Source organism: Bradyrhizobium sp. 137 (assembly GCF_023074095.1).
Taxonomy (GTDB): Bacteria; Pseudomonadota; Alphaproteobacteria; order Rhizobiales; family Xanthobacteraceae; genus Bradyrhizobium.
In genome coordinates, this window is sequence record NZ_JADPKU010000127.1 from 73689 (window position 1) to 96841 (window position 23153).

The 23153-nt window shown below is 63.4% G+C and carries 21 protein-coding genes and 1 pseudogene; 16 read left to right on the top strand and 6 right to left on the bottom strand.

Annotated elements, in window-relative coordinates; translation table 11 throughout:
• Window positions 1-113: 113 nt before the first annotated feature.
• On the bottom strand, window positions 114-2045 hold the full coding sequence (locus IVA78_RS31505; protein WP_247422027.1) for a long-chain fatty acid--CoA ligase: 1932 nt from the start codon (window positions 2043-2045) through the stop codon (window positions 114-116).
• The gene (locus IVA78_RS31510; RefSeq protein WP_247334335.1) at window positions 2042-2863 is read right to left on the bottom strand and encodes an ABC transporter ATP-binding protein; all 822 of its coding nucleotides are present in this window, start codon (window positions 2861-2863) and stop codon (window positions 2042-2044) included. Before IVA78_RS31510 ends, IVA78_RS31505 begins: the two co-directional genes overlap by 4 nt.
• A 336-nt stretch (window positions 2864-3199) precedes the next feature.
• Here IVA78_RS31510 and IVA78_RS31515 point away from each other — a divergent pair, with 336 nt between their 5' ends.
• Window positions 3200-3874, top strand: a complete 675-nt coding sequence (locus IVA78_RS31515; protein WP_247334337.1) for a Crp/Fnr family transcriptional regulator — start codon at window positions 3200-3202, stop codon at window positions 3872-3874.
• Here IVA78_RS31515 and IVA78_RS31520 read toward each other — a convergent pair.
• Entirely contained in the window at window positions 3871-5133 is a 1263-nt protein-coding gene (locus tag IVA78_RS31520) for an MFS transporter (RefSeq protein ID WP_247422025.1), read from the bottom strand. The genes IVA78_RS31515 and IVA78_RS31520 overlap by 4 nt on opposite strands.
• A 176-nt stretch (window positions 5134-5309) precedes the next feature.
• Window positions 5310-6149, bottom strand: a complete 840-nt coding sequence (locus tag IVA78_RS31525) for a uroporphyrinogen-III synthase (protein WP_247422023.1) — start codon at window positions 6147-6149, stop codon at window positions 5310-5312.
• Window positions 6150-6294: 145 nt separating this feature from the next.
• Here IVA78_RS31525 and purU point away from each other — a divergent pair, with 145 nt between their 5' ends.
• Entirely contained in the window at window positions 6295-7158 is an 864-nt protein-coding gene (gene purU, locus IVA78_RS31530) for a formyltetrahydrofolate deformylase (RefSeq protein ID WP_247422021.1), read from the top strand.
• A gap of 111 nt (window positions 7159-7269) precedes the next feature.
• On the opposite strand, the gene IVA78_RS31535 is transcribed toward purU, so the two are convergent.
• Window positions 7270-7554: a hypothetical protein gene (locus IVA78_RS31535; protein ID WP_247422020.1), complete on the bottom strand. Its 285-nt coding sequence runs from the start codon at window positions 7552-7554 to the stop codon at window positions 7270-7272.
• Window positions 7555-8077: 523 nt separating this feature from the next.
• On the opposite strand from IVA78_RS31535, the gene IVA78_RS31540 reads away from it, so the two are divergent.
• From IVA78_RS31540 to IVA78_RS31565, 6 genes are all read left to right on the top strand, one after another.
• Window positions 8078-9256, top strand: coding sequence for an ABC transporter substrate-binding protein (locus IVA78_RS31540; RefSeq protein WP_247302927.1), 1179 nt, complete (start codon window positions 8078-8080; stop codon window positions 9254-9256).
• 240 nt (window positions 9257-9496) lie between these two features.
• Window positions 9497-10366: a branched-chain amino acid ABC transporter permease gene (locus IVA78_RS31545; protein ID WP_247334343.1), complete on the top strand. Its 870-nt coding sequence runs from the start codon at window positions 9497-9499 to the stop codon at window positions 10364-10366.
• Between the two features lie 8 nt (window positions 10367-10374).
• Complete coding sequence (locus tag IVA78_RS31550) at window positions 10375-11403, top strand: branched-chain amino acid ABC transporter permease (protein ID WP_247422018.1); 1029 nt, start codon at window positions 10375-10377, stop codon at window positions 11401-11403.
• Window positions 11400-12155 carry an ABC transporter ATP-binding protein gene (locus tag IVA78_RS31555; RefSeq protein ID WP_247422017.1) on the top strand — a complete coding sequence of 252 codons (756 nt, stop codon included), beginning with the start codon at window positions 11400-11402 and terminating at the stop codon, window positions 12153-12155. The genes IVA78_RS31550 and IVA78_RS31555 overlap by 4 nt, the downstream gene beginning before the upstream one ends.
• Window positions 12148-12864, top strand: a complete 717-nt coding sequence (locus tag IVA78_RS31560) for an ABC transporter ATP-binding protein (RefSeq protein WP_247422016.1) — start codon at window positions 12148-12150, stop codon at window positions 12862-12864. Before IVA78_RS31555 ends, IVA78_RS31560 begins: the two co-directional genes overlap by 8 nt.
• Window positions 12865-12944: 80 nt before the next feature.
• Complete coding sequence (locus tag IVA78_RS31565; protein ID WP_247334347.1) at window positions 12945-14063, top strand: cobalamin-independent methionine synthase II family protein; 1119 nt, start codon at window positions 12945-12947, stop codon at window positions 14061-14063.
• Window positions 14064-14293: 230 nt separating this feature from the next.
• Here the strand turns inward: IVA78_RS31565 and IVA78_RS31570 are convergent.
• Window positions 14294-14759, bottom strand: a pseudogene (locus IVA78_RS31570) (peptidase C14, caspase catalytic subunit p20); the annotation flags it as partial.
• 175 nt (window positions 14760-14934) lie between these two features.
• Between IVA78_RS31570 and IVA78_RS31575 the strand changes: the two are divergent.
• From IVA78_RS31575 to IVA78_RS31610, 8 genes are all read left to right on the top strand, one after another.
• Window positions 14935-16290: a hypothetical protein gene (locus tag IVA78_RS31575; protein ID WP_247278755.1), complete on the top strand. Its 1356-nt coding sequence runs from the start codon at window positions 14935-14937 to the stop codon at window positions 16288-16290.
• Window positions 16291-16350: 60 nt separating this feature from the next.
• The gene (gene metK / locus IVA78_RS31580) at window positions 16351-17547 is read left to right on the top strand and encodes a methionine adenosyltransferase (protein WP_247278754.1); all 1197 of its coding nucleotides are present in this window, start codon (window positions 16351-16353) and stop codon (window positions 17545-17547) included.
• A 128-nt stretch (window positions 17548-17675) separates the two neighbouring features.
• On the top strand, window positions 17676-19097 hold the full coding sequence (ahcY, locus tag IVA78_RS31585; protein WP_247278753.1) for an adenosylhomocysteinase: 1422 nt from the start codon (window positions 17676-17678) through the stop codon (window positions 19095-19097).
• Window positions 19098-19262: 165 nt separating this feature from the next.
• Window positions 19263-19679 (top strand): nuclear transport factor 2 family protein, encoded by a 417-nt coding sequence (locus tag IVA78_RS31590; RefSeq protein WP_247334348.1) that lies wholly within the window; start codon window positions 19263-19265, stop codon window positions 19677-19679.
• Window positions 19680-19730: 51 nt separating this feature from the next.
• Window positions 19731-21197: an NAD(P)/FAD-dependent oxidoreductase gene (locus tag IVA78_RS31595; RefSeq protein ID WP_247422015.1), complete on the top strand. Its 1467-nt coding sequence runs from the start codon at window positions 19731-19733 to the stop codon at window positions 21195-21197.
• Between the two features lie 159 nt (window positions 21198-21356).
• Entirely contained in the window at window positions 21357-21512 is a 156-nt protein-coding gene (locus IVA78_RS31600; RefSeq protein WP_007612486.1) for a hypothetical protein, read from the top strand.
• Between the two features lie 127 nt (window positions 21513-21639).
• Window positions 21640-22569 (top strand): aspartyl/asparaginyl beta-hydroxylase domain-containing protein, encoded by a 930-nt coding sequence (locus IVA78_RS31605; protein WP_247334349.1) that lies wholly within the window; start codon window positions 21640-21642, stop codon window positions 22567-22569.
• A gap of 13 nt (window positions 22570-22582) precedes the next feature.
• Entirely contained in the window at window positions 22583-23041 is a 459-nt protein-coding gene (locus tag IVA78_RS31610) for a nuclear transport factor 2 family protein (RefSeq protein WP_247422014.1), read from the top strand.
• Window positions 23042-23153 lie beyond the last annotated feature (112 nt).

Here is a 23153-nt window from a genome sequence, read left to right on the forward strand (position 1 = left end):
TCGCCCCAGTTCGTCATTGCCGGGCCCGACCCGGCAATCCATCGATGTGGACGGAAGCTTGCTCGGAAGAGGATGGATGCGCGGGTCAAGCCTGCGCATGACGATCATGCGTGTCACTCCGCGGCCTCCGCCATGTGCCGGTGCCCACCCAGATCCACGACGCGCAGGGTCGTGCGGACGCGTTGCGTGGTGCCGTCCTGGAAGCGGATCACGGTGTCGACGGGAATGTCTGAATCGCCGCGGTAGATCGCATCGATGATCCCTGCGTACTTCTCGTTGATGACGCTGCGGCGCACTTTGCGGGTGCGGGTGAGTTCGCCGTCGTCGGCGTCGAGCTCCTTGTAGAGCAGCAGGAAGCGCGAGATGCGCTGGGCCGGCGGCAGCGTCGCGTTGACGGTCTCCACCTCCTTGCGCAGCAACGTATAGACCTCGGCGCGCGAGGCGAGGTCGCTGTAAGTCGTGAACGAGAGCCGGTTCTTCTCCGCCCATTTCGAGATGATGGAGTAGCGGATGCAGATCATGGCAGCGAGCGTCTCGCGGCCGGCGCCCAGCACCACCGCCTCGGCGATATAGGGCGAGAACTTCAGCTTGTTCTCGATGAATTGCGGCGAGAAGCGCTCGCCGCGCGATGTCTCGGCCAGATCCTTGATACGGTCGATAACGACCAGTTGCCCCTGAGCGTTGAAATAGCCAGCATCGCCCGAGCAGAGCCACCCGTCCTTGAGGTCAGCGACGCTCGCCTCCGGGTTCTTGTAATAGCCGAGGAACATGTTGGGATGCCGCACCACGATCTCGCCGACGCCGTGGACGTCGGCGTTGTCGATCCGGATCTCGACATTGTCGGCCATTGGTACGCCTGTCGTGTCGGGATCGACCTTACCCTCGGGATGCAGCGTGTAGGCGCCCAACAGCTCGGTCTGGCCATAGAGCGTGCGCAGCGGCACACCCATCGCCTGGAAGAACTTGAACGTTTCAGGACCGAGCGCCGCGCCGCCGGTCGCGGCCGAGCGCAGACGGGTGAAACCGAGCCGGTCGCGCAGTGCGCGGAACAAGATCGCGTCGGCAAAACCCGAGCGCTTACGCTGCGCGAGTGCGGCCAGACCCGATTTCATGCCGACATCGAACAGGCGCTGCTTCAACGGCGTGGCGTCCATCACCTTGGCGCGGACATCGGCTGCGATCGATTCCCAGACGCGCGGCGCGAACAATACGAAGGTCGGCGCGATCTCGCGCAGATCGTTCATCATCGTATCGGGCTCTTCGACGAAGTTGATCTTCATCCGGCACAAGAGGCCTTTGCCGAGCACGTAGACCTGCTCCATGATCCAGGGCAGCGGCAGCACCGAGACGTATTCGTCATCAGGTCCCTTCGGATCGAAGGCGAGATAAGTCGCGCAATGGCCGAGCACGCGGCCGGCCGCGAGCATCGCCAATTTTGGATGCGAGGTGGTACCAGACGTCGTGCAGAGGATCGCGACGTCCTCACCCTTGGTCGCATCCACGAGCCGATCGTAAAGCTTCGGATCCCGAACGGCCCGCGCGCGGCCGAGCTCGGCGAATTTCTCGGCCGACATCAGCCTGGGATCGTCATATTTCCGCATGCCGCGCGGATCGGAATAGATGATGTGCTTCAGCTTCGGCACGCGCTCGGCGAGGGTGAGCAGCTTGTCGACCTGCTCCTCGTCCTCCGCGAAGACGAGCTGCGCTTCGCCATACGTCAGGAGATAGGCGGCTTCCTCGTCCAGCACGTCGCGATAGAGCCCGAGGCTCAACCCGCCAACGGCATGGGTCGCGACTTCCGCCGCGACCCAGTCCGGCCGGTTGTCGCCGATGATGCCGACGACGTCGCCGCGGCCGAGGCCGAGCTCGACGAGCCCGAGCGCGAAGTCGCGCACCCGCGTCTGGTAGTCGTTCCAGGTGAAGATGCGCCAGAGCCCGAGATTCTTCTCGCGCAGCGCGATCTCGTTGCCATGCTCCCTCGCATTGAGCCGGAGCATCTTGGGATAGGTGTCGGCCTGCGCAACGCGTCCTGCGTAATCCATCATGCCGCGCTCTCCTGCGCCGGCGGGGCATCGTCCGGATCGACCAGCACCTCGTCTTCCTCACCAAGATAGGCACGCTTGACGTGAGGGTCGGCAAGGACCGCCGCGGGATCGCCCTCGGCGATCTTCTTGCCGAAGTCCAGCACCATGACGCGATGGGAGATGTCCATCACCACGCCCATGTCGTGCTCGATCATCACCACCGTCATCCCGAACTCCTCGTTGAGATCGACGATGTAGCGCGCCATGTCCTCCTTCTCCTCGAAGTTCATGCCGGCCATCGGCTCGTCGAGGAGGATGAGGCGCGGCTCCAGCGCCATGGCGCGGGCGAGCTCGACGCGCTTGCGCAAGCCGTAGGAGAGGGTGCCGGCGGTGGCTTTTCGCACCGATTGGAGATCGAGGAAGTCAATGATCTCCTCGACCTTGCGGCGGTGCTCGAGCTCTTCTTTGCGCGCGCCGGTGAGCCAGTACAGCGAGCCCGTGAGGAAATTGTTCTTCAGGAGGTGATGGCGCCCGACCATGATGTTGTCGAGCACGCTCATGTGGTGGAACAGCGCTAGATTCTGGAAGGTACGGCCGATGCCGAGCGAGGCGCGGGCGTTCGGCGTCAATCCGGTGATGTCGCGGCCCTGGTAGAGGAGCTGGCCTTCGGTCGGCCTGTAGCGACCGGAAATACAGTTCACGATCGAGGTCTTGCCGGCGCCGTTGGGCCCGATGATCGAGAACAGCTCGCCTTGCCTGATGGCGAAGCCCACATCGGTCAGCGCACGCACGCCACCGAATCGCAAGGACACGCCGCGCACTTCTAGACTAGTACCCACCAACAAATCCCTCCCGGTGATGGCGCATTCAGTTGCGCTCTTCATCCGTTGTTTTCGGGCGATCCTAGTACGGTCGTCCTGGTGAGGCCATGCAGCCATTGGTCTCGACCGGAGCCGCGCGACCTTCGTTCCCATCAGGGCTCAAAGGCCGCATCGCCCAAGGTGGCTCTCAATACGGGAAAGCGCTATTTTGAAATGTCTTCGGCCTGACAATTCGGTGACAAAGTTTTTCGGGCGGGCGCGGCGTCCATCTTTGGTTGGATGGCGGCCGAGGTGATCATGTTGCAGTGCAGCAGAAGGGCGGAGTGACGAAACGGTGCGGCTGGCTTCGAGATCATGATTTCAGAGGATCAACTGAAGCGCATCGCCGCCTGGTCGCGCGAGCTCACGGAGGCCGAGATCGAGGTCGCACGCGCCGGAATCACCGAGCGGTCCTACGGCACCGGCGAGACCGTGTTCATGCGCGGCGACACCTTTGGCTACTGGGCCGGCATGGTCTTTGGCCTTGCCCGGATGGGCGGGGTGTCGCGCGACGGCAAGGAGACGAGTCTTGCCGGGCTGACGGCAGGGGCCTGGTTCGGCGAAGGCAGCGTGCTCAAGAACGAGCCGCGACGCTACGACGTGGTCGCGCTGCGCGACAGCCGGGTCGCACTGATGGAACGCAGCGCCTTCATGTGGCTGTTTGAAAACAGTGTCGGCTTCAACCGCTTCCTGGTCCGCCAGCTCAACGAGCGGCTCGGCCAGTTCATCGGCATGCTCGAGGTCAACCGCACGCTTGATGCCACCGCGCGCCTCGCGCGCAGCATTGCCTCGCTGTTCAACCCGATCCTCTATCCCGAATCGACTGCGCATCTTGAGATCACCCAGGAGGAGATCGGCGCGCTCTCCGGCATGTCCCGCCAGATCGCCAACCGCGCGTTGAACCGGCTGGAGAAAGAGGGGCTGCTCCGGCTCGAATATGGCGGCGTCACGATCCTCGATATCGAGCGGCTGCGCGGGTACGGGGACTAACGCGCATTGGCGGGGGCGTGCACCGGCCAGAGGTCGGCGCGCCAGCGGATCGCGATTGCCAGCATCGCGATGATCCCTGAGGCGGCATAGAGCGAACCCGTGGCGGAATAGCCGATGATATCGATCAGGCTGCCGGCCGCGAGTAGTCCGAGCGGCAGGCCGTAGATCACCATCATGCGGACGCCCATGACGCGGCCGCGCAGATGTGCGCTCGCCGTCCGCATCAGGATCACGGCTGCCGAGATCATCGACATGCTCTGCGCAATACCGGCGAGGACGAGGCAGGCCATCGCCACCGGCAGGGTCCTGATCTCGACGAATACCAGCAGCATGGCGTACCAGGCCAGCGTCGCGCCGATCAGGAGCCGGGCAATGCGCAGTCCGTTCACCAAGCTCAGCGTGATGGAGCCGATCAGCGAGCCGACGGCGAAGCTCGCCGAGAGATAGCCGAGGCCGGTCTGGTCGGTCTGAAAGATTTCCCGCGCGATGTAGGGCAGCAGTCCGCCAGTGAAAGGAAATGCGGTGAGATTGGCCAGGAACGCGACGCACAGCGCCGCGCGCATTCCCGGGCCATTCCAGGCGTAGACGATCCCCTCCTTGAGGTCGGCAAATAATCGGGACATCGCGTGACTGTTCGCCGGGAGATCGCTCGTGGTGACGGTCCTTTTCGGCCGGGACAGGCAGAGCATGAGCAGCGCGGCCACGAGATAGAGGCATGCGATCGCCACATAGACGAGGCCAATGCCAAGAACGGCGAACAATCCGGCGCCCGTCAATGCTCCGGCGATGCGGGCGCTGTCCTGGGTGGTACGCGCAACACTGATGGCGCCGACCAGTTGCTCGGCCGGCATGATCTCGGCAAGCAGCGCGCCCCGGACGCCGAGATCCGAGGGCCGAATCAGGCCCATGATCGCGACGATGACCATGACACTGAGCGGCGACAAATGACCGGTCAACGCCAGAGCCATGATGGTCGACGAGAGCACCGTATAGGCGAGGCGCATCGCGACCAGCAGGTCGCGATGACCCATGCGGTCGCCGATCATGCCGAATACCGGCGCGACCAGCGTCCCGACGAACTGGAGCGATGCAAGCACGGTGAGCAGCAGCACTGAGCCGGTCTCGACCAGGATGTACCAGCCGAGCACCAGCGTCTCGACCTCGAATGCCCAGGAGGTAAGCAGGTCGGACGGCCACTGGAAGCGATAATTGCGGATGCGGAATGGCGCGAGCGCCGATCGTCGCGCGGCTGCGCTCACGACGCGATGACGCGTGTCACGGCGATTCCTTTACTTTGTTTCTTCTTCTGCGCGAGAAGGTAGCGTTGGTGACGCCGGTGTCAATCGAAGCTGCCGCATGCCGCCATGCGCCGCCGTTTCAGCGCGCCGGCCCACCGCAAGCGCGCGACCGGATTGCGGAGACCTGGCCCCGCGGATCAACGCGTCGCCACTGGCTTCCGTTCTGCCAGCGCCGCGGCCATCGCCGAGATCAGCGGACGCATGAAGAAGGCGTCCTCTGGCGGTGAGATGTCTGTACGCAGGCCGTGCGCGGCGAGTTCGCCGGAGACCGCCGGACCTACCGAGGCGATCAGCGTCCGTTCGAGGCCTGCGCGCAACTTCGCCTCGATGCCATGCGCTTTCGCGGCCTCGATCAGGCGGCGGACCTGGCCGAGATTGGTCAGCGCGATGCAATCGATCCGCCCCTCGGCCATGTCGTCGATGGCCGTGACGATGTTGGCATCCGCCGCCTTGGAATCGTAAACATACGGCAGCACGGTATCGACCTCGGCGCCTTGCGCGACGAGCGCGCCGGTCAGCGCGCTGTGGTCCTTGTCCGGATAGAGCTGAAGGCCAAGCCGCCGGCCCTTCAAGTCGAGCCTGCCCAGCATCTCGATGACGCCCTCGGTGGTCGGCTTCTCCGTGGTCTGCTGCGCCTCGAGGCCGATCTCGCGCAGCGCCTTGCCGGGCTTTGGGCCGCGGGTGAATTTTCGCGATTTGGCAAGCGCTGCCACGAGAGCCCGATCGAGCCCACGAGCGACGGCGAGCTTCATGATCCGGCGCAGGCCTTCGCCGGTCATCAACACGAGGTCGTCGAACGGCCTGTCGATGGCGCGGCGGACCCAGGCCTCGACGGGTGCGGGGTCCGGCGCATCGTGAATGGTGAACATCGGGCACTGCACGACCTCGGCGCCTTGCTCGGCGAGAAGCCTCGAAAACTGCGCCTCCTCGCGCGTCTCCAGGATGAGAATGCGGGTGCCGTTCAAGCGATCGGCCATAGGCGTGCTCCGGTCAGTCAAATCGCAATGGTACGTTCATCCTGACTCCGCGCTTGGGATTGGCGCAAGGGCGGCGTCGGTGCTAGAGGAGGCCGCAAATCGCAGCTAGTTCCGCGGGCCTTTGCCCAAACCTTCATCAAGAGACATGCCCGATCATCAATATGTCCTGACCCTGTCCTGTCCGGATCGCCCGGGCATCGTGTCGGCTGTGTCGACGTTCCTCGCCCACAATGGACAGAACATTCTCGACGCCCAGCAGTTCGACGATGTCGAGACCAAAAAGTTTTTCATGCGCGTGGTCTTCACCGCGGCCGATCTCGCCGTGGAGTTGTCGGCGCTCCAGACCGGCTTTGCGGCAATCGCCGAACGTTTCAGCATGGAATGGCAGATGCGCGACCGCGCCGCGCACCGCAAGGTTATGCTGCTGGTGTCGAAGTCGGACCACTGCCTGGTCGACATCCTCTACCGCTGGCGCACCGGCGAATTGCCAATGATTCCCACCGCGATCGTCTCCAACCATCCGCGCGAGGTCTATGCCGGGCTCGATTTCGGCGGCATTCCGTTCCACCATCTGCCGGTGACCAAGGAGACCAAGCGCGAGCAGGAGGCGCAGATCCTCGACCTCGTCGCCCGCACAGGCACCGATCTCGTCGTGCTCGCCCGCTACATGCAGATCCTGTCGGACGATCTCTCGGCAAAACTGTCGGGGCGCTGTATCAACATTCACCACTCATTCCTGCCGGGCTTCAAGGGCGCAAAGCCCTATCACCAGGCCCACGAGCGCGGCGTCAAGCTGATCGGCGCGACCGCGCATTACGTCACGCGTGATCTCGACGAGGGTCCGATCATCGACCAGGACGTCGAGCGCATCAGCCATCGCGATACGCCCGAAAACCTGGTCCGCAAGGGCCGCGACATCGAGCGCCGTGTGCTGGCCCGCGCGATCCGCTATCACCTCGACGACCGGGTCATCCTCAATGGCCGCAAGACGGTGGTGTTTGTGGATTGATGCGCTGTCATTCCGGGGCGCCTCAAAGAGGCGAACCCGGAATCTCGAGATTCTCAGATGCGCAACTGCGCGCCATAGTCCGATGCTGACGCATCGCCCCGGAATGACCGCCTACCGCAGCGCGCTGCCTGACGAAGATCCCGTCGCGCCCTTCTGCGCCTGCTCTTCCTTTTCGCGATCGGCTGCAGGCATCAGCCGCTTGCGTTCGCGCTCCTTCATGTAGGCGTCGTATTGCGGAGTGCCCGGCCGGGGCGGGGCATCCGCCGGCAGGCCGCCGGCCCATTGCGGGACGTAGTCGCCCATGCCAGCAGAGAGTCTTTCGTTGACGGTGCCGCAGCCGGCCAGCCCCGCTGCGAGGGCAGCGAGGACGAGGACGGAACGAAGAATCTTGGGCATTGTATCGGTGCGCGCGCGTTCGGTCGTTGGACGCCGGACCGGGCCGGCGCGAGGAGAATAGCCTTCAACACGGCAAAATAGACTTATTCGAGGTGGGTATTTTATTACCGAGGCGCGTCGATCAAGGCCTCGCTGAGGTACACATTCTGCAAAAGAATGACGAATCCTCCATCCACGCAGTCCGTCGCGCTTCTGGACTGCGGGCCGAGGCTCGCGACAAAGTGGCGTGACCGAGGGCAACGAGTTTTCGTTGACAGGTCCATTTTATTTGTACAATCGTACAAATGGCGGCGGCCTCAATCTGGACGCTCGGCTCGACGGCGTAATCCCGATGCCGCTTGCCGCCGTCGACAATCGGAGCGCGCGGCTTGCGCCGAATGGTCGCCAAACGTCCGATTGACAATAAGGGCGCGAAAGACGCCATGTGGCGCGGCGACATGGCGCGTGCGCGCTACGGTAAAGGCAAGGACCGGGCACTCGGTTCGATGCACAAGAGGTCAGGAATGAAGGGGAGGGACATCTGATGTTCGAGCTCAAAACGTTTTCACGGACGGCAGCAGCGGCCGCCATCGCGGGCCTCGCCGCCATCGCGCCTGCGAAGGCGCAGGACGCCGTGAAGATCGGTCTGATTCTGCCGATGACCGGCGGCCAGGCCTCGACCGGCAAGCAGATCGAGAACGCGATCAAGCTCTACATGCAGCAGAAGGGCGACACCGTCGCCGGCAAGAAGATCGAGATCATCGTCAAGGATGACGCCGCGATTCCCGACAAGACGAAGACCGCCGCGCAGGAACTGATCGTCAACGACAAGGTCAATTTCATCGCCGGCTTCGGCGTGACGCCCGCCGCGCTCGCGGCGGCGCCGCTCGCAACGCAGGCCAAGATTCCGGAAGTCGTCATGGCGGCCGGCACCTCCATCATCACCGAGCGTTCGCCCTACATCGTGCGAACCAGCTTCACGCTTGCGCAGTCCTCGACCATCATCGGCGATTGGGCGGTCAAGAACGGCATCAAGAAGGTGGCAACGCTGACCTCGGACTACGCGCCGGGTAATGACGCGCTGAACTTCTTCAAGCAGAATTTCACCGCCGGTGGCGGCGAGGTGGTCGAAGAGGTCAAGGTGCCGCTGCAAAACCCCGACTTCGCGCCGTTCCTCCAGCGCATGAAAGACGCCAAGCCTGACGCGATCTTCGTGTTCGTGCCGGCCGGCCAGGGCGGCAACTTCATGAAGCAGTATGCCGAGCGTGGTCTCGACAAGGCCGGCATCAAAGTAATCGGACCGGGCGATGTCACTGACGACGACCTGCTCAACAACATGGGCGACGCCGTGCTCGGCACGGTCACCGCGCATCTCTACTCCGCGGCGCATCCCTCGCAGATGAACAAGGATTTTGTTGCCGCTTACAAGAAAGCCTTCGGCAACCGTCCGGGCTTCATGGCGGTGAGCGGCTATGACGGCATCCACCTGATCTACGAAGCGCTCAAGAAGACGGGCGGAGACACCAACGGCGACAAGCTGATCGAAGCCATGAAGGGACAGAAGTGGGAGAGCCCGCGCGGCCCGATCTCGATCGATCCCGAGACCCGCGACATCGTGCAGAACATATACATCCGTAAAGTCGAGAAGGTCGACGGCGAGCTCTACAATGTCGAGTTCGCGACCTTCGAGGCCGTCAAGGATCTCGGCAAGACCAAGAAGTGATGCGCTCTTCTAAACCTCTCCCGCTTGCGGGAGAGCGTAGGCCACCTTTGGTGGCCGTCCTTTAAGAGTCGCCGAGGCGAAGCCTCGGCTATCGCGAAGTGCAGGGTGAGGGCTCTTTTCAAGTCGGGGATTGTCCCGTTGCCGAGATACCCTCACCCCAGCCCTCTCCCGCAAGCGGGAGAGGAGCAGAGCAGCCTACTCCGCTAGACCTGATACTTTTTCGACAACGATCTGCTCCCGATGACCGCAATCCTCACCAACCTGTTCGATGGCGTTGCCTACGGCATGCTGCTGTTCGTGCTCGCTTGCGGGCTTGCAGTCACGCTCGGCCTGATGAACTTCGTCAATCTTGCCCATGGCGCCTTCGCGATGGCCGGGGGCTATATCTGCATGGTGCTGGTCAACCGGATGGGCTGGCCGTTCTTCGCCGCCCTGCCGCTCGCCTTCGTCTCCGCGGCCGCGATCGGCATTGCGCTCGAACGCACGCTCTACCGCCACCTCTATGCGCGCAGCCATCTCGACCAGGTTCTGTTCACCATCGGCCTGACCTTCATGTCCGTCGCGGCCGTCGACTACATCCAGGGATCCTCGCGCGTCTTCATCAATTTGCCGGCCGCGCTCCAGGGCCAGTTCGACGTGTTCGGCGTCGGCATCGGCCGCTACCGGCTGATGATCATTGTGATCTGCGGCTTGCTCACCATCGCTTTGCAGATGGTGCTGGCCAAGACCCGCTTCGGCAGCCGTCTGCGCGCCGCCGTTGACGATCCGCGCGCTGCCAGCGGGCTCGGCATCAACGTGCCGCAGGTGTTCGCGTTCACCTTTGCCTTTGGTTGCGGGCTCGCCGGCCTCGGCGGCGCGCTGAGCGCCGAGATCCTCGGCCTCGATCCGTACTTTCCCCTGAAGTTCATGATCTACTTCCTGATCGTGGTCACCGTCGGCGGGTCGTCCTCGATCACAGGGCCGTTTTTGGCCTCGCTCCTGCTCGGCATCGGCGACGTCGCCGGCAAGTACTACGTGCCAAAGATGGGCCCCTTCGTGATCTACACCATGATGATCGTGATCCTGATCTGGCGCCCGAACGGCTTGTTCGGCCGCACGGCCGCGCGCTGAGTTTGCCGATGAGCGCCTCCTCCGACGTCGGTTATCACGCCCAGCGCCAGGCGCGCTGGCACTTTGGCGAAATCGCCTTCTGGCTCATCTTGCTGGCCTGCGGCTTCGCCTTCCCCGCGCGCTATCTGATCATGACCGACATCCTGCGGCTGGCGCTGTTCACGATGTCGCTCGATCTTATCCTCGGCTATGCCGGCATCGTCTCGCTCGGCCATGCCGCATTCTTCGGCGTCGGCGCCTATGCGGCGGGGCTCCTCGCGCTGCACGGCATCATCAAAGAGCCCGTGCTGGCGCTCGTCGCCTCCGGCCTTGCCGCGATGGTGCTCGGCTTTGCCACCAGTTTCCTGGTGATCCGCGGCGTCGACCTGACCCGACTGATGGTGACGCTCGGCATCGCCCTGCTGCTGGAAGCACTGGCCGAGCGCTTCTCCAATATCACCGGTGGCACCGACGGCCTGCAAGGCATCGAGATGCAGCCGATCTTCGGCGAGATCCCGTTCGACATGTTCGGGAAAGCCGGCTTCTTCTACTCACTGGCTGTGTTGTTCCTCCTGTTCCTGTTCGCGCGCCGCGTCGTGCATTCGCCGTTCGGCCTGTCGCTACGTGCGATCAAGAACAATCCGCTGCGGGCCGCCGCGATCGGCATTCCGGTCAACCGCCGCCTGATCGCGATCTACACGCTGGCGGCGTTCTATGCCGGCATCGCAGGCGCACTGTTCACCCAGACCACCGCGATCGCCTCGCTCGACGTGTTTGCGTTCGAGCGCTCCGCCGATCTGATGCTGGTGCTCGTGATCGGCGGCACCGGCTATCTCTATGGCGGGCTGATCGGCGCGGTCGTGTTCCGCATGCTCCAGGAATTGTTCTCGACCATCACCCCGCAATATTGGCAGTTCTGGATCGGCCTCGTGCTGGTCGTGATCGTGCTGATCGGCCGCCAGCGCCTGCACGGCTGGGTACTTTATGTGCCGAACCTGATCATCAAGCAGGTGGCCGGGCGCAAGGCCGTTGTTGCTGTGCCGGAGAGCGACGCATGACTATCGCGCTCGAAACGAAGAATCTCGAAAAGCAGTTCGGCGGTCTGCGAGTCACCCGCGACCTGTCGCTCAAGGTCGAGCAGGGCGCCCGTCACGCGCTGATCGGCCCCAATGGCGCGGGCAAGACCACCGTCATCAACCAGCTCACCGGCGTGCTCAAGCCGAACTCGGGCCGCATCGTGCTCGAAGGCCAGGACATCACGGATCTGCCCGTGCACAAGCGCGTGCTGCGCGGCCTGTCGCGCACCTTCCAGATCAATCAGCTCTATCCCGACCTGACCCCGCTCGAAACCATCGGCCTTGCCGTCTCCGAGCGCCTTGGCCATGGCGGCGACTGGTGGCGGCGGATGGGCACTCGCAGCGACGTCAATGGCGAGATTGCCGATCTGCTCACGCGCTTCCATCTGCTCGACGTCATGAACGAGCAGACCGTGACACTGCCTTACGGCAAGCAGCGCCTGCTCGAGATTGCAGTCGCAATCGCGGCCAAGCCGCGCGTGCTGCTGCTGGACGAGCCTGCCGCCGGCGTGCCCGAGAGCGAGCGCCACGACATTCTGACGGTCGTCGGCGCGCTGCCGCGCGACGTCACCGTGCTGCTGATCGAGCACGACATGGACCTCGTGTTCTCCTTTGCCGACCGTATCTCGGTGCTGGTCTCGGGCGCGCTGCTCACGGAGGGGCCGCCCGAACAGGTCGCGCGCGATCCGCAGGTCAAGGCAGTCTATCTCGGCGAGGAGGCGGTCAATGTCTGACCTGCTCGCGATCGACTCGCTTCGCGCCGGCTATGGCGAAGCCGTGGTGCTGCCCAACATGTCCTTGCGCCTCGCCGAGGGGCAGGTGCTGGCGCTGCTCGGCCGCAACGGCACCGGCAAGACCACGCTGATCAATTCCATCGTCGGCGTCACCCGCCGCTTCTCCGGCTCCATCGCGCTCGCCGGGGTCGACGTCACGGCCATGCGGCCGGACCAGCGCGCGCGCGCCGGCATTGGCTGGGTGCCGCAGGAGCGCAACATCTTCCGCTCGCTCACGGTCGAGGAGAACATGACCGCGGTGGCGCAGCCCGGCCCATGGACGGTCGAGAAGGTCTACGAGATGTTCCCGCGGCTGAAGGAGCGGCGCAGCAATTTTGGCAACCAGCTCTCCGGCGGCGAGCAGCAGATGCTCGCGATCGGCCGCGCGCTCACCCTCAACCCGAAGGTCCTGCTGCTGGACGAGCCGACTGAGGGGCTTGCCCCCATCATCGTTGAGGAGCTCCTGAAAGCAATCGGGACCATTACCCGGGCGGGTGGCATCTGCTCGATCATCGTCGAGCAGAATGCGCAAAAGATTCTGGGGCTGGCCGACCGCGTTGTGATATTGGAGCGCGGAACGATCGTCCACGACGCCCCGAGCGCCGCGCTGAAGGCCGACCCCTCGGTCCTGGAGCGTCACCTCGGCGTCGCCGGGGCGGCGGCCCACTAACTTGTCCGACGCGTTTTCTTAACGTGAACCGGTAGCCACTTCGCTTGAAAACGCGATAGAAAATATCCCGGGAGTAACAAATGCAGCGAACCAAAGCCCCCTTCCGCGCCGACGAGGTCGGCAGCCTTCTGCGTCCGGCCAAGATCAAGGAAGCGCGCAGCCGTCTCGAGAAGGGCGAGATCTCGGCCGACGATCTGCGCAAGATCGAGGACATGGAGATCGAGAAGGTCGTGCACAAGCAGGCTTCGATCGGGCTCAAGCTCGCGACCGACGGCGAATTCCGCCGCTCCTGGTGGCATTTCGACTTCCTGGCCAAGCTCACCGGCTGCGAACTGTTCCACCCCGACACCGGCATCCAGTTTGCGGGCGTGGAGACGCGCCATGATGCGGTTCGTGTGGTCGGCAGGCTCGACTTCCCCGACAACCACCCGATGCTGGATCATTTCCGCTTCCTGAAGAAGTATGCCGACCAGGCCCACGTCACCGCCAAGATGACGATCCCGTCGCCGGCGGTGCTGCATTTCCGCGGCGGCCGCAAGTCGATCTCCAAGGAGGTCTATCCGGATCTCGACGCCTTCTACGAGGACCTCGGCAAGACCTACCGCAAGGCGGTGAAGGCGTTCTACGACGCCGGCTGCCGCTATCTCCAGTTCGACGATACCGTCTGGGCCTATCTCTGCTCGCAGGACGAGTTGCAGAAGGCGCGCGAGCGCGGCGACAATCCGGACGGCCTCCAGCAGATCTATGCTCGCATCATCAACTACGCGCTGGCCGAGAAGCCCGCCGACATGGTGGTGACGACGCATGTCTGCCGCGGCAATTTCCGCTCGACCTGGATCTCTTCGGGCGGCTACGAGCCGGTTGCCGAGACCATGCTCGCTGGTACCAATTACGACGGCTATTTCCTCGAATACGACAGTGACCGCGCCGGCGGCTTCGAGCCGCTGCGCTTCCTGCCCAAGGGCAACAAGGTCGTCGTGGTCGGTGTCATCACCTCGAAGTTCGGCGAGCTCGAGAAGAAGGACGACATCAAGCGCCGCCTGGAAGAAGCCGCCAAGTTCGCCCCGCTGGAGCAGCTCGCGCTGTCGCCGCAATGCGGCTTCGCCTCGACCGAGGAGGGCAACATCCTCTCCGAGGAAGAGCAATGGGCCAAGCTCAGCCTTGCGGTCGAGATCGCCAAGGAAGTGTGGGGCCAGTAACCCCATTAGCTCCACTGTCATTCCCCGAAGGCGGGGAATTCAGTACGCCGCGGCTTCTCCGTATCTCTCGCTGTCTCTGCAATACTGGATCGCCCGGTCAAGGCCGGGCGATGACAGCTGAGTTGGGCGATAGCGCGTCGTCACTTCGCCGCCAGGTCGACCTCGACCAGCAGACGAGGAATTCGACGACGGCACCTGCTTGTTCTTCGTGATCGAGACCACCTCGGCCCGAACGAGAACGCCGACTTCGGGTCGGCCCTGATTGACGGCAATGGCCTTGGCATAGTCACGCTTGCCGCGCCAGGCATTGCCTGCCGCGATTTGGAAGATGATGCCGTTGGGCGGGCCGAGCTTCAGCGCGTGGCCGAAATCCGTGATCGCGACCTCGTACTCGCCTTTGTCGTAATAGGCCCATCCGCAAGCTGTAGATCGCCTGGCCGGCTGGAGCCGATCGCTTCCGTGGCGTCGGCGACGAACTTGGCGTAGTCGCCCTTCTTGTTCACGCGGCCGCACGCCAGAAGTTTTGCCCCTGAAGACTTTCAGCGCGATGATCCTGGTGCGGGCGTCGACCATCTGGTCTGCCGGCGTCGTCACGGTCGTGCAGAGTGGACCGAGCTGATTGCGCGCCTGCCCGAAGGCGGGCGCGGACCACGGCGCACGTGTGACCAGGCAGAGCGCGACGAGCAGGCGGCCCATGGCGATGATCTCGTAAGAGGAGAAGCGCTGGTTTGTTTTCCGGCGTGGCGCAGGGGTTCACGGCTTCCGCCCTGGTGCACCCGGCAAACCGCGGCGGCTCGATCCGCTATTTCATGAGTGGGCAGAATTTGCTAGGACGTGTGACCCATCCCGTCTGCCCAACGCTTTCCCACTGATGAAAAACGACGAAATCCTGAGCCAAATCACCGAGTTCTGCCGCAAGGCGGATATGGCGGAATCGACCTTCGGCCGCCGCGCGGTGAACGATGGGAAGCTGGTGCACCGCCTGCGCGAGGGCAAGCGCATCACCATCGACACGCTGGAGCGGATCCAGGCCTATATGGCCGCATCGATGGCCGGCGGCGTGCCGCCGCCGCGGGGACTTCAGGTGCCGCCGGAAAAACGCGACCCGCGCGGCAATTTCCGTTTCTTCGAGAACCGCCAGAAATACCTGCTGTTCGTCCACACCTGCAGCGAGAAGCGGGTGATCGCAGACAGGGTTGCCCTGGAGCTAAGCTCCATCCACCCGCGCCCGCCGGCGCTGCGCCTGTTCGACGCCGGCGTCGGCGACGGCACGGTGCTGGCGCGGGTGCTGCGCGCAACGCACCAGCGCTTTCCGCACATGCCGTTCTATGTCGCGGGCAAGGAGCTCAGCCTCGAGGACCTGCGCCTGACGCTGGAGAAGGTGCCGGACCGCATTTTCGAGCATCCGGCGTCGGTGTTCGTCTTCACCAACATGTTCTACGCCGAGGCGCCCTGGCTCACGCCGGCATCGCCTGCGGCGGCGGCGGCCACCGTCTGGCACGAAGTGCCGCTCCGCGGCGCTTCATCGGGCGAGTTCGAGCAGCAGATCGCGGAGCTGAGGCCGTTTTTGGAGCAGAATTGGCGCGCTGCGATTAGCCCGCGCACGGCTATGCCGCTCTATGAGCGACCCGTCGTCCTCGTGCTCTATCGCGAGGACCATAGGTTCCTGTTGGATTCGACCATTCCGCGGCCGGGACAGGCCGAGGCCAATTTCGACCTCGTCATCGCATCTCAGCCCTACCGGGCCCTGTCCTCGGTCAATTTCAGGGCCAAGCGGATCATTGCACCGCTGGCGCGGGCGCTCCGGCCTGGCGGCCGGCTGATCGGAATTCACTCCCACGGCCAGGATCCGGGCATGGAAATGATCCAGGCGATCTGGCCTGGAGAAAATCCTTTCTCAGTCAGCCGTCATGAGCTACTGCGTGCAGTTAAGTATGAACTTGGATCGGTGGGCCGCGACTTAAATTTTAATGCCTACGCGGATAACCGTTCGATCTTCAGGTATGATATGGAAGCGCTGCCCAACGAGGTCACCGGCACCATCGGCACCTCGACGGCCTTTGCAGCGTGGAATGCGGCGGTGTATGTCGCTCAGATTGAGGACGACCGGTTGACTGAAATGACTCAAAACGGCCGCACTCTGGATGCCGCCAGGGACGTGCTGCGAAAGTACAATGGGCTCTGGTTTCTCGACGAATCCTACGTCATCTCGCGTCGGCGTGATTGACATCATCAAAAGTAAACATCGCAAACGCCCGCCGGCTAATGGCGGAACAAGGGGTTACTGATGCGCGCGTCCTATCTCTTCACCAGTGAGTCCGTGTCCGAGGGTCATCCGGACAAGGTCTGCGACCGGATCTCCGATGAGATTGTCGACCTGTTCTATCGTGAAGGGCCGAAGGCGGGCATCGACCCCTGGCAGATTCGCGCCGCCTGCGAGACGCTGGCCACCACCAACAAGGTGGTGATCGCCGGCGAGACCCGCGGTCCGAAGTCGGTGACAAACGAGCAGATCGAGAGCGTCGTCCGCGGCGCGATCAAGGACATCGGCTACGAGCAGGACGGCTTCCACTGGAAGACCTGCGACATCGAGATCCTCTTGCATCCGCAATCGGCCGACATCGCGCAGGGCGTCGACGCGCTGCAGCCGGGCGAGGTCAAGGAAGAAGGCGCGGGCGACCAGGGCATCATGTTCGGCTACGCCACCAACGAGACGCCCGACCTGATGCCGGCGCCGATCTTCTACGCCCACAAGATCCTCCGCCTCATCTCCGAAGCGCGCCACTCCGGCCGCGAGAAGGTGCTGGGCCCGGATTCCAAGAGCCAGGTCACCGTGCAATACGAGAACGGCAAGCCGGTCGGCGTGCGCGAGATCGTGGTGTCGCACCAGCATCTGGTCGAGGATCTCACCTCCAAGCAGGTGCGCGACATCGTCGAGCCCTATGTGCGCGAGGCGCTGCCGAAGGACTGGATCACGCCGAAGACGATCTGGCACATCAACCCGACCGGCAAGTTCTACATCGGCGGCCCCGACGGCGACTCCGGCCTGACCGGCCGCAAGATCATCGTCGACACCTATGGCGGCGCGGCCCCGCATGGCGGCGGCGCGTTCTCCGGCAAGGATCCGACCAAGGTCGACCGCTCCGCGGCCTATGCCGCGCGCTATGTCGCCAAGAACGTCGTTGCCGCCGGTCTTGCCGACCGCTGCACGCTGCAGCTCGCCTATGCCATCGGCGTGGCACGTCCGCTGTCGATCTACATCGACACCCACGGCACCGGTAAGGTGTCGGAGGACCAGCTCGAGAAGGCCGTCGCTAAAGCGATGGATCTCACGCCGCGCGGCATCCGCAGCCATCTCGACCTCAACCGCCCGATCTACGCGCGCACCTCGGCCTACGGCCATTTCGGCCGCACGCCCGACAATGAGGGCGGCTTCTCCTGGGAGAAGACCGACCTCGTCGAGCCGCTCAAGCGCGCGCTCTAGTTTTACGCCTCATCCTGGGCGCGCCCGCAACGCGAGCGAAGCCGGGAACCTTATCCATCACATCGAGATGCCGGGTCCGCCTCTTTGGGCGACCCGGAAGGACGAGTTCAACAAACAGGACACCCGCAATGAACGCGAAGCCCGGCTTCACCGATTACATCGTCAAGGACATTTCGCTGGCCGATTTCGGCCGCAAGGAAATCTCGCTCGCCGAGACCGAGATGCCCGGCCTGATGGCCACCCGCGAGGAGTACGGCCCGAAGCAGCCGCTCAAGGGCGCGCGCATCGCAGGCTCCTTGCACATGACGATCCAGACCGCGGTGCTGATCGAGACGCTGGCCGCGCTCGGCGCCGACATCCGCTGGGTCTCCTGCAACATCTATTCGACCCAGGACCACGCCGCCGCCGCGATCGCGGCCGCCGGCATTCCCGTCTTCGCCGTCAAGGGCGAGACGCTGACCGAGTACTGGGACTACACCGCAAAATTGTTCGACTGGCATGGCGGCGGCACGCCCAACATGATCCTCGATGACGGCGGCGACGCCACCATGCTGGTGCATGCTGGCGTCCGCGCCGAGAACGGCGACACCGCCTTCCTCGACAAGCCTGCTTCGGAGGAAGAGGAGATCTTCTATGCGCTGGTCAAGCGCCTGCTGAAGGAAAAGCCCAAGGGCTACTTTGGCGAGATCGCCAAGAATATCAAGGGCGTCTCGGAAGAGACGACGACGGGCGTGCATCGCCTCTACGAGATGGCCAACAAGGGCACGCTGCTGTTCCCGGCGATCAACGTCAACGACAGCGTCACCAAGTCGAAGTTCGACAACCTGTATGGCTGCCGTGAATCACTGGTCGACGGCATCCGTCGCGGCACCGACGTGATGCTGTCGGGCAAGGTCGCCATGGTTGCGGGCTTCGGCGACGTCGGCAAGGGCTCGGCCGCTTCGCTCCGCCAGGCCGGCTGCCGCGTGATGGTTTCCGAAGTCGATCCGATCTGCGCGCTGCAGGCCGCGATGGAAGGCTACGAGGTCGTGACCATGGAAGACGCCGCGCCCCGCGCCGACATCTTCGTCACCGCCACCGGCAACAAGGACATCATCACCATCGAGCATATGCGCGCGATGAAGGATCGCGCCATCGTCTGCAACATCGGCCACTTCGACAACGAGATCCAGATCGCGTCGCTGCGTAACCTGAAATGGACCAACATCAAGCCGCAGGTCGACGAGATCGAATTCCCCGACAAGCACCGCATCATCCTGCTGTCGGAGGGCCGCCTCGTGAACCTCGGCAATGCGATGGGCCATCCGTCCTTCGTGATGTCGGCGTCGTTCACCAACCAGACGCTGGCGCAGATCGAGCTGTTCGCCAACAACAAGGACGGCAAGTACGAGAAGAAGGTCTACGTGCTGCCCAAGACGCTCGACGAGAAGGTCGCGCGCCTGCACCTCGCCAAGATCGGCGTCAAGCTCACCGAGCTGCGCAAGGACCAGGCCGACTACATCGGCGTGAAGCCGGAAGGACCGTACAAGTCGGACCACTACCGGTACTGATCTGACGTGATTGCGACACCAGGGCCCCGGAGCGATCCGGGGCCTATTTTTTGTGGTCGCCTCTGTGATACGCTCGCAGGTAGAGCCGCAACAAGTCCGCCACTTTTTGCAGCGGGCGGCCTTTTTTCCGATGTTCATTGTCAAAATGCATATGGAGGAAATGCGATGTCCAGCGAAGCCAACGTTCAGCTCTTGAAGGAAGCCTATCGCCAGTGGAACGACAGCAAGGGCCAAAGCGTCGACTATTGGTTCGACAACGTCATCGGCCCGCAGATCAAGTTCGATTCGATTCCCCGGGGAGCCGAGCCGGTACCTTTCGCCAGGCGTTATGACGACCGGACCGAGCTGCGCGGCTATTTCGACGGCCTGCTTGCTGACTGGAGCATGCAGTACTACACGATGAACGAATACGTTGCGCAGGGCGATGCCGTCGTTGCGCGCGGCGAATGCGCATGGACGAACAAGAAGACCGGAAAGGTCGCGCAGACGCCGAAGGTCGATTTCTGGCGCTTCAAGGACGGCAAGGCGGTCGAGTACCACGAGTTCTTCGATACCGCCTGCGTGGCCGCTGCTGCGGCCTGACGGTTGCAATTTGCCGCGGCGCTGCCATCCTCTGAACGGGGAGAAACCGCCGTGGCCGAAGCCAAAGAACATTTCGACGTGCTGATCGTCGGTGCCGGCCTGTCCGGCATTGGCGCGGGCTATCATTTGCAGACCAAGTGCCCGACGAAGAGCTACGTCATCCTGGAGGGACGCGACTGCATCGGCGGCACCTGGGACCTGTTCCGCTATCCCGGCATCCGATCCGACAGCGACATGTTCACGCTCGGCTATTCGTTCAAGCCGTGGACCGATCCCAAGGCGATCGCCGACGGGCCGCAAATCCTGAACTATGTGCGCGAGACGGCCGCCGAGAACGGCATCGAGAAGCACATCCGCTTCCGTCATCGCGTCAAGCGCGCATCGTGGTCGACGCCGGAGGCGCGCTGGACCGTCGAGGCCGAGCGCACAACAGGCGAGGGCGCAACCAAGTTCGTGCGCTTCACCTGCAATTTCCTGTTCATGTGCTCGGGCTATTACAAATACGAAGCGGGCTACACCCCGGAGTTCAATGGCACGGCGGATTTTCAGGGCCGCATCGTGCATCCGCAGAAATGGACTGAGGACATCGACTATTCGGGCAAGCGCGTCGTCGTGATAGGCTCGGGCGCGACGGCGGTGACGCTGGTGCCGGAGCTCGCCAAGAGGGCGGCGCAGGTCACCATGCTGCAGCGCTCGCCGACCTATGTGGTGTCGCGTCCCGCGCACGATGCCTTCGCCAACAAGCTGCGTCGTAATTTGCCGGCGCGGCTCGCTTATCACCTGATCCGCTGGCGCAATGTGATGTGGGGGACGTTTTTCTTCCAGCTCAGCCGGCGCCGGCCGGCGAAAGTGAAGGACCTCATCCTCAAGGGCGTCAGAAACGCGCTGGGGCCCGACTACGATGTCGCGACCCATTTCACGCCGCGCTACAATCCCTGGGACCAGCGGCTGTGCCTCGTGCCGGACGGCGACTTGTTCAAGGCGATCCGCGAGCAGCGCGCCTCGGTCGTCACCAATGAGATCGATACCTTCACGCGCGATGGCATCCGCCTGAAGGACGGCCGCGAACTTGCAGCCGACATCATCGTGACGGCGACTGGCTTGGTGCTCCAGGTCGTCGGCGGGCTCGAGATCAGCGTCGACGGCCGCGCCGTCGATTTCGCCAACACGCTGACTTACAGGGGCATGATGTATGCCGACGTGCCGAACATGGCCTCGGCGTTCGGTTACACTAACGCGTCGTGGACGCTGAAATGCGATCTCACCTGCGAATATGTCTGCCGGCTCATCAACTACATGGACCGGCACAATTTCCGTCAGTGCATGCCGCACAATGACGATGCCACGATCAGCGCCCAGCCGTCGCTCGACTTCAGTTCGGGTTATGTGCAGCGCTCGATCGCCAGGATGCCGAAGCAAGGCTCGAAGCGGCCGTGGCGGCTGTATCAGAACTACGCACTCGACATCGTCTCGCTGCGCTTCGGGCGGATCGACGACGGCGTGATGCGATATTCCTGACCCTGCCGCTGCTGCGGCGGGTGTCCCTTTCGAGGTGAGCGCGGTGGCGCGATCGCCGCCGGGTTGAGCCTGGCGCAGACCGCACGGTTAACGCCGGCTTAACCGATTGAGTCCTAGCCTGTCTCGGCCGGGGTTACTCGCAAGGCCGAGGTGAGCCCAATGGAAGCCCAGAGAATTGCGGTCGACGCCGTCGTCGCGCTGACCGATTGCGACCGCGACGCCGTCATCGCCTTCATCCGCCGTCTCTATCTCGCCGGCGTCACCGACCCCAAACGCCTGACCTTCAAAGGGCTCCAGGCGCTATCGCGGGCGTGACTGCGTCTCCGTCAGGTTCCATGCTCCCGCTCGCGCCAGTGTGAGTGCAACCCAGCGGTGAATATCTTGCCGCCCCGGTCGAGTCGGGATAGATGACGTCGCCGGCTGGGTCACTGGGAACGGGGATATGCTGAAACAGCTTTTTGCGCCGCAACTTGTTATCCTTTATGTGCTGGTCGTCTCGACGATTTACGTCCACTTCCGCGGCAAGCAGCGGCTGCGCTTCGCGCGCCAGCTCGGCGACCACTCGACCTATCTCGCGCCCTACAATGTGTTGATGTATGTCGGCTCGGCCGTACCCAACAAGCCGGTGATCTCGGTCGATCAGTTTCCCGAGCTGAAGCTGCTGAGCGAGAACTGGGAGATCATCCGCGACGAGGCGGTGCGCCTGTTCGACGAAGGTTTTATTCGCGCGGCCGCCAACAACAACGACTGGGGCTTCTACTCTTTCTTCAAGAGCGGCTGGAAGCGGTTCTACCTGAAATGGTACGACGATTTCCTGCCGTCGGCGCGCACGCTCTGCCCGAAGACGGTGGAGCTGCTCAACTCGATCCCGAGCGTGCACGGCGCGATGTTCGCGATGCTGCCGCCGGGCGGCAAGCTCGGCGCCCATCGCGATCCGTTCGCGGGCTCGCTGCGCTATCACCTCGGCCTCGTCACGCCGAACTCGAACAAGTGCCGCATCCTGGTCGACGGTGTCGAATGCGTCTGGCGCGACGGCGAAGCCTTCATGTTCGACGAGACCTTCATCCACAGCGCGGAGAATGCGACCGACGTCAACCGCATTATCCTGTTCTGCGACGTCGAGCGGCCGATGAAGTTCGGCTTCATGACCGCCATCAACCGCTGGGTCAGCCACCACATCGTCAAGGCGTCGGCGACCCAGAACGTCGACGGCGAGAATGTCGGCGTGCTCAACAAGGTGTTCGGCAAGCTCTACGAGATCCATCTCGCCAGCCGCAAGGTCAAGGAATGGAACCGCAACGTCTACTACGCGCTGAAATATTCGCTGACGGCGCTGATCCTCGGCCTCATCGTGCTGTCGGCTCTGCGGTGATCAGGGCGTCGCGATGAGCCCCTTGCCGGTCGCGAATACGGACATCGTGCAGTTCTTCCGCCACTGGCTGGAAAGTTTTGCCGGCTATGTCCGGGAGGTTGATTACGCTTCGGCGCGGCCGCTCTTCCATCCGGACGTGCTTGCCTTCGGCACGCATAACGACGTCATCCCTGGTCTTGATCAGTGGGTCTCGACGCAATGGAATAACGTCTGGCCCAAGACGACCGATTTTCATTTCGTGCTCGATCAGACCTCGATCCTGGCATCCGCCGATGGCACGATGGCGACTGTGATCGCGCCATGGGCAAGCACGGGCTATCATCCCGATGGCAGCCCGTTTCCACGCCCCGGCCGGGCCACGATGGTGTTTGCCAGGAATGGCAAAACGTGGCTGTGCGTGCATTCCCACATGTCGCTCAATCGCGGTGTGCCGCAGGCAAGCCACGCCAATCGGCCCGTGAAGGCTTGGTAGCGCCAAGCCATCCGGCAGCGTGCGCCGCGGCTTTATTGGCCGACTAAAGTTTTACACTCTCGTTCCACCTCGGCCGGAACCCTTGGAACCTGATCTCGTTTGTTCCTCAAGG

Coding starts and splice junctions, on each gene's coding strand:
- IVA78_RS31575 (WP_247278755.1), top strand. CDS start 14,935: ATGAAAAACGACGAAATCCTGAGCCAAATCACCGAGTTCTGCCGCAAG.
- IVA78_RS31535 (WP_247422020.1), bottom strand. CDS start 7,554: ATGCCCAAGATTCTTCGTTCCGTCCTCGTCCTCGCTGCCCTCGCAGCG.
- IVA78_RS31600 (WP_007612486.1), top strand. CDS start 21,357: ATGGAAGCCCAGAGAATTGCGGTCGACGCCGTCGTCGCGCTGACCGAT.
- IVA78_RS31605 (WP_247334349.1), top strand. CDS start 21,640: ATGCTGAAACAGCTTTTTGCGCCGCAACTTGTTATCCTTTATGTGCTG.
- IVA78_RS31545 (WP_247334343.1), top strand. CDS start 9,497: ATGACCGCAATCCTCACCAACCTGTTCGATGGCGTTGCCTACGGCATG.
- IVA78_RS31540 (WP_247302927.1), top strand. CDS start 8,078: ATGTTCGAGCTCAAAACGTTTTCACGGACGGCAGCAGCGGCCGCCATC.
- IVA78_RS31560 (WP_247422016.1), top strand. CDS start 12,148: ATGTCTGACCTGCTCGCGATCGACTCGCTTCGCGCCGGCTATGGCGAA.
- IVA78_RS31505 (WP_247422027.1), bottom strand. CDS start 2,045: ATGATGGATTACGCAGGACGCGTTGCGCAGGCCGACACCTATCCCAAG.
- IVA78_RS31590 (WP_247334348.1), top strand. CDS start 19,263: ATGTCCAGCGAAGCCAACGTTCAGCTCTTGAAGGAAGCCTATCGCCAG.
- metK (WP_247278754.1), top strand. CDS start 16,351: ATGCGCGCGTCCTATCTCTTCACCAGTGAGTCCGTGTCCGAGGGTCAT.
- IVA78_RS31515 (WP_247334337.1), top strand. CDS start 3,200: ATGATTTCAGAGGATCAACTGAAGCGCATCGCCGCCTGGTCGCGCGAG.
- IVA78_RS31525 (WP_247422023.1), bottom strand. CDS start 6,149: ATGGCCGATCGCTTGAACGGCACCCGCATTCTCATCCTGGAGACGCGC.
- IVA78_RS31610 (WP_247422014.1), top strand. CDS start 22,583: ATGAGCCCCTTGCCGGTCGCGAATACGGACATCGTGCAGTTCTTCCGC.
- IVA78_RS31555 (WP_247422017.1), top strand. CDS start 11,400: ATGACTATCGCGCTCGAAACGAAGAATCTCGAAAAGCAGTTCGGCGGT.
- ahcY (WP_247278753.1), top strand. CDS start 17,676: ATGAACGCGAAGCCCGGCTTCACCGATTACATCGTCAAGGACATTTCG.
- IVA78_RS31565 (WP_247334347.1), top strand. CDS start 12,945: ATGCAGCGAACCAAAGCCCCCTTCCGCGCCGACGAGGTCGGCAGCCTT.
- purU (WP_247422021.1), top strand. CDS start 6,295: ATGCCCGATCATCAATATGTCCTGACCCTGTCCTGTCCGGATCGCCCG.
- IVA78_RS31550 (WP_247422018.1), top strand. CDS start 10,375: ATGAGCGCCTCCTCCGACGTCGGTTATCACGCCCAGCGCCAGGCGCGC.